11 protein-coding genes and 1 riboswitch are annotated in these 13,628 nt (G+C 37.8%); all 11 genes read left to right on the top strand.

All coding sequences use genetic code 11. The features are described 5' to 3' along the window. The first annotated feature begins 66 nt into the window (after positions 1–66). The 11 genes from ABEG11_RS11620 to ABEG11_RS11670 all read left to right on the top strand — a co-directional run bounded on the left by ABEG11_RS11620 (position 67) and on the right by ABEG11_RS11670 (position 13,386). The gene (locus tag ABEG11_RS11620; RefSeq protein WP_348824341.1) at positions 67–2,157 is read left to right on the top strand and encodes a ferredoxin-like domain-containing protein; all 2,091 of its coding nucleotides are present in this window, start codon (positions 67–69) and stop codon (positions 2,155–2,157) included. Beyond that, complete coding sequence (cobA, locus tag ABEG11_RS11625) at positions 2,150–2,923, top strand: uroporphyrinogen-III C-methyltransferase (protein ID WP_348824342.1); 774 nt, start codon at positions 2,150–2,152, stop codon at positions 2,921–2,923. The genes ABEG11_RS11620 and cobA overlap by 8 nt, the downstream gene beginning before the upstream one ends. A 78-nt stretch (positions 2,924–3,001) precedes the next feature. Then, a complete protein-coding gene (locus ABEG11_RS11630) occupies positions 3,002–3,652 on the top strand; it encodes a precorrin-2 dehydrogenase/sirohydrochlorin ferrochelatase family protein (RefSeq protein ID WP_435302841.1) in 651 nt (216 codons plus the stop codon). Between the two features lie 244 nt (positions 3,653–3,896). Continuing rightward, positions 3,897–4,949: an NAD(P)/FAD-dependent oxidoreductase gene (locus ABEG11_RS11635; protein ID WP_348824343.1), complete on the top strand. Its 1,053-nt coding sequence runs from the start codon at positions 3,897–3,899 to the stop codon at positions 4,947–4,949. Between the two features lie 161 nt (positions 4,950–5,110). Further along, a riboswitch (SAM riboswitch) is annotated at positions 5,111–5,218 on the top strand. 240 nt (positions 5,219–5,458) lie between these two features. Next, complete coding sequence (locus ABEG11_RS11640) at positions 5,459–6,460, top strand: homocysteine S-methyltransferase family protein (RefSeq protein WP_348824344.1); 1,002 nt, start codon at positions 5,459–5,461, stop codon at positions 6,458–6,460. A 28-nt stretch (positions 6,461–6,488) separates the two neighbouring features. Next, complete coding sequence (locus ABEG11_RS11645; RefSeq protein WP_348824345.1) at positions 6,489–6,815, top strand: NTF2 fold immunity protein; 327 nt, start codon at positions 6,489–6,491, stop codon at positions 6,813–6,815. A 237-nt stretch (positions 6,816–7,052) separates the two neighbouring features. Beyond that, positions 7,053–8,102, top strand: coding sequence for a PDDEXK nuclease domain-containing protein (locus ABEG11_RS11650; RefSeq protein WP_348824346.1), 1,050 nt, complete (start codon positions 7,053–7,055; stop codon positions 8,100–8,102). 230 nt (positions 8,103–8,332) lie between these two features. Beyond that, positions 8,333–11,008 carry a methionine synthase gene (gene metH, locus ABEG11_RS11655; RefSeq protein ID WP_348824347.1) on the top strand — a complete coding sequence of 892 codons (2,676 nt, stop codon included), beginning with the start codon at positions 8,333–8,335 and terminating at the stop codon, positions 11,006–11,008. 92 nt (positions 11,009–11,100) lie between these two features. Further along, positions 11,101–11,457, top strand: coding sequence for a four helix bundle protein (locus ABEG11_RS11660; protein WP_348824348.1), 357 nt, complete (start codon positions 11,101–11,103; stop codon positions 11,455–11,457). A 64-nt stretch (positions 11,458–11,521) separates the two neighbouring features. Continuing rightward, entirely contained in the window at positions 11,522–12,478 is a 957-nt protein-coding gene (gene metF / locus ABEG11_RS11665; RefSeq protein ID WP_348824349.1) for a methylenetetrahydrofolate reductase [NAD(P)H], read from the top strand. Positions 12,479–12,735: 257 nt separating this feature from the next. After that, positions 12,736–13,386, top strand: a complete 651-nt coding sequence (locus ABEG11_RS11670) for a hypothetical protein (RefSeq protein ID WP_348824350.1) — start codon at positions 12,736–12,738, stop codon at positions 13,384–13,386. Positions 13,387–13,628: the final 242 nt, after the last annotated feature.

Consider the following 13,628-nt stretch of genomic DNA (forward strand, 5'->3'; position numbering starts at 1 on the left):
TTTTTTGTTGATAGTAAAGCAACCAACAACCAACAACCAACAACAACAACCAACAACTTAAAAGATATGGAAAGTTTTAGAACAGAAATAGAAAACCCGATAGTTCAAAAAGAAATTATCGATTTAGAGAAAAAGATTTACTCCTTCCGTAACGGGCAAATCGATGATGAGCGTTTTCGCAGTCTTCGTTTGGCTCGCGGTATTTATGGACAGCGTCAGGAAGGCGTGCAGATGATCCGTATCAAATTGCCTTACGGAAAAGTAACCAGCGAGCAATTGAAAAGAATCACAGAAGTATCCGATAAATATTCTACAGGTCGTCTTCACATCACGACACGTCAGGATATTCAGATTCACTATGTAAGTCTGGACAGAACACCGGAACTTTGGTCAGAATTAGCCAAAGACGATATTACTTTGCGTGAAGCTTGCGGGAACACTGTCCGTAATATTACAGGTAGTGAATTAGCGGGTGTAGATGTAAACGAACCCTTTGATGTTACTCCGTATGCACATGGAATGTTCCAGTATTTATTAAGAAATCCTATCTGTCAGGAAATGGGACGTAAATTCAAAATTTCGTTCTCTTCTTCAGATGAAGATACTGCTTTGAGCTATTTGCATGATTTAGGATTTATTCCAAAAATTAAAGATGGACAAAAAGGTTTTAAAGTAGTTTTTGGTGGAGGTTTAGGATCTCAGCCAGCTCACGCCGAATTGCTTTCAGAATTTATTCCGGTTAACGAAATCGTTCCGACTGCTGAAGGTATCATCCGTATTTTTGACAGATATGGTGAGCGTGCCAAAAGAATGAAAGCCCGTATGAAATTCTTAATCAAGGAAATAGGAAAAGATGTTTTCCTTGATTTGGTTGCCAAAGAGAAAAAAGCAATCGCTTTTGAAACATACGAAATAGATACCACTGCTTTTGAAGGTGCTATTCCAGAGCCATTATTGGCTGTGCCACAAGTTACTATCGAAGATACTGAAGCTTATGAAGCTTGGAAAAAATCAAGCGTAATTGCTCAAAAGCAACAAGGTTATTTCGCAATCGGAATCAAAGTTTTATTAGGTGATTTTTATACAGATAAAGCCAGATTATTAGCAGATTTGATTAAAAATTATGGTGCGAATGAACTGCGTTTTTCATTAAGACAAAACATTGTTATTCGTAATATAAAAGAAGAGAATTTACCTTTTTTCTATCAGGAATTAGCCAAATTGGATATGGTAGCTTTAGGTTACAATACAATTGGAGATATCACGGCTTGTCCAGGTACAGATACTTGTAATTTAGGAATTGCAAGCAGTACTGGAATCGCTGATGAGTTAGAAAAAGTTATCAAGGCAGAATACCCACAATACAGCAACAACCAAGAAATTGAAATCAAGATCAGCGGTTGTATGAACGCTTGCGGACAGCACAATATGTCAGCAATTGGTTTTCAGGGAATGTCAATCAACTCAGGAAAATTGGTAGCGCCAGCGTTGCAGGTTTTATTGGGTGGAGGACGTTTAGGAAACGGAGAAGGACGTTTTGCTGATAAAGTAATCAAAGTTCCAAGCCGTAGAGGGCCAGATGCATTGCGTACCATCTTAAATGATTTTGATACCAATGGAAATGGACAAAGATTCCTTGATTATTATGATGCTAAAGGAGAGAAATATTTCTACGAAATTTTGAAACCTTATGCAGATGTAACTAATCTTACCGAAGCTGATTTCGTAGATTGGGGTAACGCTGACAATTATGTAAAAGCAGTTGGAGTTGGAGAATGTGCCGGTGTTGTTATTGATCTTGTGGCTACTTTGTTATTGGAAGCCAAAGATAAATTGACTTTTGCACAAGAATCTTTCGACGAAGGAAAATGGTCTGATGCGATTTATCATACTTATGCAGGGTTTGTGAATGGGGCAAAAGCATTGTTGCTTTCTGAAAATGAAAAAACCAATAATCACGCTGGAATCGTTGATTTATTTGATACAGTTTTTGTAGAAACCAAAAAAATTGAATTGGCAACTACTTTCAGAGAATTGGTTTACCAAATCAATGCAGTTTCTCCTTCAGAGGCATTTGCAAAACAATACATTCAGGAAGGAATTGCTTTTTTTGATATAATCGAAAAATATAGAGCCAAAGATTTAGCTGATGCTTAATACGATTCAACCCAAAGTAACTTTAGTCGGTGCAGGACCTGGAGATCCGGACTTGCTTACGCTGAAAGGCGCAAAAGCCTTGGCTGAAGCGAAAGTGGTTTTGTATGATGCTTTGGCAAATGAAGAAATATTGAATCACGCTCCGAAAGACGCCATCAAAATTTTTGTTGGAAAACAAATAGGCAATCACGCTTACACGCAGGATCAAATCAATCAATTGATTGTGGATAATGCGTTGACTTATGGAAATGTGGTGCGTTTAAAAGGAGGCGATCCATTTGTTTTTGGAAGAGGAAGCGAAGAAATAGAATACGCTGAAAGTTTCGGAATTTCTACAATCGTAGTCCCTGGAATTTCATCAGTAATTGCAGTTCCGGCGAATCAGGGCATTTCCATCACCAAAAGAGGTGTTTCAGAAAGTTTTTGGGTAATTACCGGAACAACTTCCGATAGAAGTTTGTCTGATGACATTGCACTTTCGGCAAAATCATCGGCAACTGTGGTGATTTTGATGGGAATGAGCAAGCTTTCGCAGATAGTTGATTTATTTCAAAAAGAATCCAAAGGCGAAACTCCCGTTGCGATTATTCAAAACGGAACAATGCCAAATGAAAAAATAAGAGTGGGAACCATCGATACAATTGAGGAAGTGGTAGCCGAAAATAAATTAAGTTCTCCCGCAATCATCGTCATTGGTGAAGTGGTGAAAGAAAACAATAAATTAAAAGGTTTCTACGAAGAATTTCTATCAAAAGAAATCGTTTAGCATGAATAGCGTCGGGTTTCAACCCGATGAAATTAAAGGTATTTACGAAGAATTTGTAACCACCGAAATAAAATTATAATGAAGAAAAACAATTCAGATTCCAATATTCAAGCTTCGGCTCCCCTCTCTTCTGGAGAGGGGCTGGGGGTGAGGAACGAATTATATCCAATTTTTTTAAAATTACATAACATCAACGTGCTCATTGTTGGCGGTGGAAATGTCGGTTTGGAAAAATTATCGTTTATGCTAAAGTCCAGTCCAAATGCCAATGTTGAGGTAGTTGCAAAAGACTTTCATTTGGATATAAAAATTTTGGCCGAAAAACATCCTTCGATTAAGCTGACACAAGCTAAGTTCAAGAAAAAAATGCTCAAAAAACGGCACATGGTTATCGCCTGTACCGATGATTTAAAAATCAACAAACGGGTGTACGATTTGGCCCGAAAGCGTTACCTGATCTGCAATATTGCCGATACACCCGATTTATGCGATTATTATCTTGGTGGAATCGTAACTAAAGGAAATGTAAAAATTGCCATTTCGACCAACGGAAAATCGCCGACAACAGCCAAAAGGCTTCGTGAGTTTTTCGAAGAAGTAATTCCAGAAGATGTCAATAAAATGGTAGAAAACCTAAACGAATACCGAAAAACGCTAAAAGGAAATTTCGAAGATAAGGTCAATAAAATGAACGAAATAACCGAAGCGTTGAAAAATAAAGATTCATAAAAGAGTTCCTCAGGAACGATCATATTGTAGCGTCGGGTTTCAACCCGATGATGACAAAGGATGAACGATCACCGAAGCGTTAAATAGCGTCGGGTTTTAACCCGATGATCTGAAAAAATAAAAATAATTGAATTGCATCGGGTTTTAACCCGATGATAAAAAATAAAGAGTAACAACAACATTGAAAATAGAGTAAATTATTCGTTTCTTTGTATTATTAAGAATTATTATAAATAATAAAATAATGGTAAAAACAGACATACTTATAATAGGAGCCGGACCAACAGGTCTATTCGCAGTTTTCGAAGCAGGATTATTAAAATTAAAATGTCATATTTTGGATGCGTTGCCACAACCAGGCGGACAGCTTTCAGAATTATATCCAAAGAAACCTATCTACGATATTCCTGGATTTCCAGAAGTATTGGCTGGAGATTTAGTTGATGGTTTAATGGAACAAATCAAGCAGTTCGAGCCAGGATTTACCCTTGGTGAACGTGCTGAAACCATTGAAAAACAAGAAGACGGAAGTTTTATCGTTACTTCCAATAAAGGGAAAAAATTCCACGCTCCCGTGGTAGCAATCGCAGGAGGATTAGGAAGTTTTGAACCAAGAAAACCACTTATTGAAGACATCGAGTTCTACGAAGACAAAGGAGTGAAATATTTCATCAAAAATCCGGAAAAATTCAGAGACAAAAGAGTCGTGATTTCCGGAGGAGGAGATTCAGCTTTGGACTGGAGTATTTTCTTGGCGAATGTAGCTTCAGAAGTAACTTTGATCCATAGAAGAAACGAATTCCGTGGTGCTTTGGATTCTGTAGAAAAAGTACAGGAATTAAAATCAGCTGGAAAAATCAAAATGATTACTCCAGGAGAAGTAATTGGACTAAACGGTGCCGAACATTTAGAGTCAGTTGACGTAGATATCGATGGAGCTCACCAAAACATCAAAACCGATTTCTTCATTCCACTTTTCGGATTGACGCCAAAATTGGGGCCAATCGCACACTGGGGATTAGAAATCGAAAAGAATGCGATCAAAGTAAACAATGCCTTGGATTATCAAACAAACATCCCTGGAATCTTCGCCATTGGTGACGTAAACACGTATCCTGGAAAATTAAAATTGATTCTTTGCGGATTCCACGAAGCAACATTAATGTGCCAAGCCGCTTACCAAATCATCAATCCAGGTAAAAAATACGTAATGAAATACACCACCGTTTCCGGAGTTGACGGATTCGACGGTACCCGTAAAGAAGCTCCAAAAGCAGTTGTGAAAGCGATTGTATAATAAGAGTTTTAAAGTTTAAAGGTTTAAATTGTTTAAAAGTTTAAAAGGTTAGATATTGATTCTTAACTTTTTTAAACAACATTAAACAATTTAAACCTTTAAAAAATACTTGCAAGTCGTAAGGCTATTTCATAACTTTGCGTTGTTCCTAATTTTATTGAACGTTATCACGAAAGGCGGAGGGAAAAGACCCAATGAAACCTTAGCAACCTCCCGTCCTTACGAGAAAGGTGCTACATTCTACCACGCATCGCGGGGATAGATAACACAACATACATCCAGTATTTTTCAAACCAATTCCTGATAACATTTTGATAATTTTTTAGAGCGAAAGATTAGGGCATTTTTTGCCAACATCGTTCCCGCTATTCGTTGCAATCTTGTATGCCGAACCCCGGCACACAAGGATTTCCACTACTATCGGGGCTAAAGAGCCTAAATAAGGAATATTTGAAAAAATAGTAATCAAAAAGCTTTGCGCTTTTGCGTCTTTGCGAGAAATAAAAAATATGTCAAAAATTCAAGAAGAAATAAAAAAGAGAATTCTCGTGCTCGACGGAGCAATGGGAACGATGTTGCAACGCTATAATTTCTCTGAAGAAGATTTTCGTGGCGAACGATTCAAAGATTTCCCGCATCCGCTGAAAGGGAACAACGATTTGTTGTCTATAACACAGCCACAGGCAATCAAAGAAGTTCACGCCGCTTATTTTGAAGCAGGAGCCGATATTGTAGAAACCAATACATTCTCGGGAACAACTATCGGTATGGCCGATTATCACTTGGAAGATCTGGTTTATGAACTGAACTACGAGTCGGCAAAAATCGCCCGTGAAGTAGCCGATGAATTCACTGCCAAAAATCCAAACCAGCCTCGTTTTGTTGCCGGTTCAATCGGTCCGACAAACCGTACAGCCAGTATGTCGCCGGACGTAAACGATCCAGGTTACAGAGCCGTAACTTTTGACGATTTACGCATTGCTTACAAACAACAGGTAGAAGCCTTAATGGACGGAGGCTGTGATTTACTTTTGGTAGAAACTATTTTCGATACGTTAAATGCCAAAGCCGCACTTTTTGCCATTGAAGAAGTAAAAGAAGAACGCAATCTTGATATTCCAATCATGGTTTCGGGAACGATTACCGATGCTTCGGGAAGAACACTTTCCGGACAAACGGTAGAAGCTTTCTTGATTTCGGTTTCGCACATTCCATTGTTGAGCGTAGGATTCAATTGTGCACTTGGTGCCGATTTATTGAAACCGTATCTGCAGACTTTGTCTTCGCATACTTCCTTTAACGTTTCGGCGCATCCCAATGCAGGATTGCCAAATGCCTTTGGAGAATATGACGAAACGCCGGAAGAAATGCAGGCGCAGATACGCTCTTATTTAGACGATAATTTAATAAATATCATAGGAGGCTGTTGCGGAACAACTCCAAACCATATCAAGTTGATTGCTGATATTGCCAAGGATTATAAGCCTAGGGTTTCGACGGCGGTGTTGTAAAGCTAAAACTTAATTAAATGTATGCATTATGAAGAAATTTTATGTTTGGATTTGTTTTGCATTTATAAGTTGTAATCAAGTAGCAAGAACGACTTCGGTTATCAAAAAAACTATTGAATGTGAGGATTGTTTGGTTACAAAAGAAGAAACAGCTGTTGGAATAGCAGAATCAGTTCTATTTGAATCATATGGAAAAGATATGATAGAAGGTGAAAGGCCATACAAAGTATCAGTTGAAAATGATTCAATTTGGCATCTTCAAGGTACTTTTTGGAGTATAGGTTTTGGAGGTGTTTTTGAGATTGATATTTCAGCAAAGGATGGAAGAGTAATTAATATGATTCATGGTAAATAATTTGATTTAGAAACTAAATTCTTCAGTTTTGCGGATTTGTATAATTTGAATCCGCAAAAAGAATAAGTCTAGTTTTGTCATTGCGAGGAACGAGGAATCTCATCTTGTAATTTACGTAATGTGATTCCTCGTTCCTCGCAATGACAAACTGGTTGGAGAAGTTGATGAGTTCCGTAGGAACGACCCATTTTGTAGCAACGGAATTTATTCCGTTGAAAATAAAAAAACATATAACCAATGAATGAATTAAGTAATAAAATAGCGGAACTTGTTGAACAAGCAAGATTACAAGTAGCCAAAGTGGCTAATAGTGCTATGGTTTTTACTTATTTTCAAATTGGTAAAATGATAGTTGAGGAATTACAGAACGGAGAAAAAAGAGCAGAATATGGAACTCAATTATTAGAAACAGTTTCTGCCGATTTAACTCAAAAATTTAAAAAAGGATTCTCAGTACAAAACCTCGAAAGAATGCGGACATTTTATAGTGTGTATTCAATTTCCTCAAGTGAGTTGAGGAATTCAGATGTTTTCCTAAAATCCTCAAACGGTTTGAGGATTTCTACGCAAAATGATGATACTACTGTTTTATTGCCAATCAGCTGGTCTCATTATTTATTTTTACTGAAAATAGACAATGAATTGGAAAGACAGTTTTATGAAGTGGAATCATTTATTAATCAATGGAAACTTAAGGAATTAGAAAGGCAGTATAATTCGGGTTTGTTTGAACGTTTGTCACTGAGCAGAGATAAAGAAAGTGTTTTGAAATTGGCAAAACAAGGGCAGTTGATACAAAACGCTGAAGATATTTTGAAAGAGCCTTTGGTGTTGGAGTTTTTAGGATTAGATGAAAAAGAATATTATTCGGAAACTGATTTAGAAACGGCAATTATCAATGAAATTGAAACTTTTATGCTTGAATTGGGCAAAGGATTCTTTTTTGGAGGCAGACAAGTTCGGTTTACTTTTGATGAAGATCATTTCAAAGTAGATTTGGTTTTTTATAATAGGTTATTGCAATGTTTTGTAATCATAGATTTGAAAATTGGCAAATTGACACATCAAGACCTTGGACAAATGCAGATGTATGTGAATTACTATGATCGTTTTGTAAAAAATGAAACAGAAAATCCTACTATTGGTATTATCCTTTGTAAAAATAAAACAGAATCATTAGTAGAAATTACACTCCCAGAAGGTAATAAAAAAATATTTGCATCTAAATATCAAACTATTTTGCCTACAAAAGAGGAATTGAAATCATTATTAAATCATTATGAATGAAAGGTTTTTTGATAAATGGTGTAAATAATGTTGAATAACAAATACCCGCGTGAGGGATAGAAGCGGCATCCTTTTATGTAGCGATAGCGGAATAAAAGATACAGCGGATAGCCCGACCCTTGGGGCACGCCCAAAATAAAATACCGAACAAGGTTTGAAAATCTTGTTGAAAACATGGAATAAAAACTCAGAATCTTAGTATCTAAGAATCTCAGTAACTCAAAAAAGAAATGAAAGAAAAAAGAAGAAACCTTGTATTATCGGGATTGGAGCCATTAATCATTACGCCGGAAAGCGTATTTGTGAATGTTGGGGAGCGTACCAATGTGACGGGTTCCCGAAAGTTCCTTCGATTGATCAAGGAGGAAAAATACGAGGAAGCACTCGATATTGCGAGACAGCAGGTAGAAGGAGGGGCGCAAATCATCGATATCAATATGGATGAAGGGATGCTTGACGGTGTTTATGCGATGACTAAATTCCTGAACCTGATTGCTGCCGAACCGGATATTTCGCGCGTGCCGATTATGATTGACAGTTCGAAGTGGGAAATCATTGAGGCTGGTTTGAAAGTCGTGCAGGGAAAATGTGTTGTAAACTCGATTTCGCTGAAAGAGGGTGAGGAAGCTTTTATTCATCACGCTCAGCTGATAAAACGCTACGGCGCTGCTGCCATTATTATGGCTTTTGACGAAGTAGGACAGGCGGATAATTACGACCGAAGAGTCGAAATCTGCCAGCGTTCGTATGATATTTTGGTGAATAAAGTTGGTTTTCCTCCGCAGGATATCATCTTCGATCTGAATATATTTCCAGTTGCAACCGGTATGGAAGAGCACCGCCTGAATGCTTTGGATTTCTTCAGGGGAACCAAATGGGTTCGCGAGCATTTGCCACATGCACACATCAGTGGCGGGGTGAGTAACGTTTCGTTTTCGTTTAGAGGGAATGATGTGGTGAGAGAAGCGATGCACTCGGTTTTCCTGTATCACGCGATTCAGAACGGAATGACGATGGGAATTGTAAATCCGGAGATGCTGACGATTTACGACGATATTCCGAAAGATTTATTGGAATATGTAGAAGATGTAATTTTAGACAGACGTGATGATGCTACGGAGCGTTTGCTGGATTTTGCTGAAAGCGTAAAAGGCGATACCAAAAACAATGAAGTTGCCGTGCAGGAATGGCGTTCGGGAACGTTTCAGGAAAGAATTACGCATGCTTTGGTAAAAGGAATTGATCAATTTATAGAGGAAGATGTTGAGGAAGCACGACTGGCAGCGACAAAACCTATTGAAGTAATCGAGATCAACCTGATGGCGGGAATGAATGTGGTTGGAGATTTGTTTGGTTCGGGGAAAATGTTTTTGCCACAGGTAGTAAAATCGGCCCGTGTGATGAAAAAAGCGGTGGCTTATTTATTGCCATACATTGAAGCTTCGAAACAAGCGGGTGACAAACAAGGAAACGGAAAAATCCTGATGGCAACCGTAAAAGGTGATGTACACGACATTGGGAAAAATATTGTTTCGGTAGTTTTGGCTTGTAATAACTATGAGATTGTAGATTTGGGCGTTATGGTGCCTCCCGAAAAAATTGTTGCAGCAGCTATCGAACACAACGTAGATATTATTGGATTGAGCGGATTGATTACGCCGTCTTTGGACGAAATGGTCTATCTCGCAAAAGAATTGGATAAAAGAGATATTACCATTCCGGTGATGATTGGGGGAGCAACGACTTCGCGTGCGCATACAGCTGTGAAAATTGCGCCACAATACAAATCGACTGTGATTCACGTAAATGATGCTTCGAGAGCGGTTACCGTGGCCGGAAATTTATTGGATCACAACAGAAAGATTTATGCGAGCGACATTCGTGCCGAATACGATGCGTTCAGAGAAACATTCCTGAACCGTTCAAGAGATAAAAATTTCCTGTCTATTGAAGATGCCCGTAAAAATAAACTGCAGCTGGACTGGAGACATTTTGAGCCGGTAAAACCAAAGGTAATCGGAGAACAGCTAATCGAAGTAGATTTGGATGTACTGGTTCCGTATATTGACTGGACACCGTTTTTCAGAACTTGGGAATTGTTCGGTAAATATCCTGCGATTTTGACAGATGATGTTGTGGGCGAGCAGGCGACTTCTGTTTTTGCGGATGCACAGGCAATGTTAGAGGTAATTTTGAAAGAAAAGAAATTACAGGCAAAAGGAATTTACGGAATTTTCCCTGCAAATCAAATCAATGATGATGATATTGAGCTGACCGATGAAAATGGAAAGCCATTGCAGACATTCTTGACTTTACGTCAGCAGTCACAAAAAACCAAAGGAGCTCCAAATATCGCATTGGCCGATTTTATTGCGCCAAAAGACAGTGGAAAAGTGGATTATATGGGTGCGTTCTGTGTTACCACCGGTTTTGGTGTTGACGAATGGGCTGCTGAGTTCGAAAAGGATTTGGACGATTATAATTCGATTATGGTTAAAGCCTTGGCTGACCGTTTCGCAGAAGCATTTGCTGAATATCTGCATGAAAAAATCCGTAAGGAAATCTGGGGTTATGCCGCCGATGAGGTGTTGAGCAAAGAAGCACTTATTGACGAAGATTACAAAGGAATCCGTCCGGCGCCAGGTTATCCAGCCTGTCCAGATCACTTGGAGAAACCAACGATCTGGAAACTGCTGAATGTAGAAAAAGAGATAGGAGTGATCTTAACCGAAAGTATGGCGATGTGGCCGGCTTCATCGGTTTCGGGATATTATTTTGGAAATCCTGAAAGTAAGTACTTCGGTCTTGGAAAAATTAAGGAAGACCAGGTTATTGATTACGCCAAAAGAAGAAACGTTTCAACTGATATAGCCATGAAATGGCTTAACCCAAATATTGCAGATTGATTTAGTTGTTGGTTGATGGTTGTTTGTTGATGGACTATTAACGAAAAATATTTACTAACAACGATCAACCGATAACCAACAACCAAAAAAAAATGGAGTATAATAAATTAGAGGTTTGGATAGAATCTAGAAAATTGGTGAATTCGTTATATGATTCATCTAAATTATTTCCAAAAGAAGAATTGTTTGGTTTGACTAATCAAATGAGGAGAGCGGCGATCTCAATTCCTTCAAATATTGCTGAAGGATGCGGTAGGCAGACTTCTAAAGATACATTGCATTTTTTGCATATTGCTAGAGGTTCTTTATACGAATTAGAAACTCAATATTATTTAGCTTTAGATCAAAAATATATTGCCGAAAATGAATTTAACAAAGCTTTTGAGCAAATGCAGGTTTGTAAAAAACTTTTAAATGGATTTATAAACTATTTTAAAAATAAAATTTAGTCAATGGATATAGTTGTCGGCTCAAACTATCAACTATCAACCATCAACTATCAACTAATAAAGAATGAAAGTAACAGAACATATAGAAAATGCCAAAGGAGAAACACTATTCTCTTTCGAAATTATACCGCCTCAAAAAGGAAAAAGCATTCAGGAATTGTACGACAATATCGATCCGTTGATGGAGTTCAAACCGCCATTTATTGATGTAACGACTTCGCGTGAGGAGTATATTTATGTGGATAAGGGCAACGGATTATTGGACAAAAAATTGACGAGAATGCGTCCGGGAACTTTGGGAATTTGTGCTTCTATAAAACATAAATATCAAGTGGATACCGTACCACATTTACTTTGCGGTGGTTTTACCAAAGAAGAAACTGAATACATGCTCGTGGACTGCCATTATCTTGGAATCAATAACGTAATGGCGCTTCGTGGAGATGCTATGAAAGACGAACAGTCTTTTGTGCCAAAAGCGGGAGGAAATAATTATGCAGTGGATTTGGTTGCCCAAATCAGTCAGCTGAATTGCGGAAAATATCTTCACGATGTTATGGATATCGATAACAAAGCTGATTTTTGTATTGGTGTTGCTGGTTATCCAGAAAAGCATTTGGAATCCCCTTCTTTACAGACTGATTTGAAGCGTTTAAAAGAAAAAGTAGATGCTGGTGCTGATTATATCGTGACTCAAATGTTTTTTGACAATTCTAAATATTTTGAATTTGTAAAAAAAGCTAGAGAAATGGGAATTACCGTTCCTATCATTCCAGGAATCAAGCCTATTGCGGTTCAAAAACATTTACAGATTCTGCCTCAAATTTTCCGAATCGATTTACCGGAGGATTTGATAAATGCAGTGGAGAAATGTAAAAACAATGCAGAAATTCGTCAGGTGGGAATCGAATGGGCGATTCAGCAGTCAATTGAATTGAAAGCGGCAGGAGTTCCTGTATTGCATTATTATTCGATGGGAAAATCTGAGAATATCAGACAGATAGCAAGCCAGTTATTTTAGATTGTTATCACAATTAAAACCTATTTTTTTAAATATTTAGAGCAGGAAACATTAGGCTTTTTTGATAATATGGATCCTGCTCTTCACTAAATCTTTTTATTTTTAAAGGTAAAATAAAAAGGATACCGTTTCGATCAGGGCTAAAGAGAGAGATAGTGTTTTTTTGCTATCATTTAAATACACCACGCATCAATTTGTCTTTTTGGTACTTAATATTAAAATACTATATTTGATTCTAAATCATAGCTTTTTTTCAAATGAAACCTATTTATTATACATTTATAGCCATAGCAATTACAATAATTTCTTGTAAAAACAATGATGATGAAAAGGGCAAAGCTATTCCCAAAGTAATCACGCCATTTACACAGCAAACAGCAGTTGCTGCACAGACTAGCCAGCAGACTGCTCCGCAGCAGCATAATTTATTTCACGAAAATAACGCAACGGGTACTCCATCAGCCGCAGCAGGCGTAAATCCGGCACACGGACAGCCAAATCACCGCTGTGATATTCCAGTGGGAGCTCCATTGAATTCTCCAGTTAACGGGACAGCAGCTCCGCAGACCAATCAGGTGCAGACGCAGCCACAAGTGCAGACTATAACACAATCTGTCGTAAAAACGCCAAAAGGAATGAATCCGCCTCATGGACAGCCAAATCACCGCTGTGATATTCCAGTAGGAGCACCATTAAACTCAAAACCTGCTTCAACAGCATCAACAGCTGTAACACCAGCAGCATCTTCAGGTGAAGTAAGCAAAAATATTAGCGTTCAGCCTCCTGTGCCAGCATTGTTATCAACGAATTCTGCAAATACTGAAACCCCCGAAGGAATGAATCCGCCACATGGTCAAGCAGGACATCGCTGTGATGTTGCCGTTGGTGCTCCTTTGCCAAAAAGCTGATTTTAATATGAATTCAAAAGCATTTGTTTTTCCAATTAATTTGTTTTCAAAAGGAATTAAACTGTCAAAATTTATCTTATAAGGAATCTCTTGTATTTAAAAATATAACAAATTCACAAAAAATATTTAGTTAAAAAGTATTTATATTTACAAATTATCGTGGTTTTTAACTCAAATCATGAAATGTTTTTAAGAAGCCAGTTTAATGGCTTCTTTTTTTGCCGTGAAATTTATATTTAAAT

Origin of the sequence: Flavobacterium aestuarii (genome assembly GCF_040049115.1) — a bacterium.
Lineage (GTDB): Bacteria > Bacteroidota > Bacteroidia > Flavobacteriales > Flavobacteriaceae > Flavobacterium > Flavobacterium aestuarii.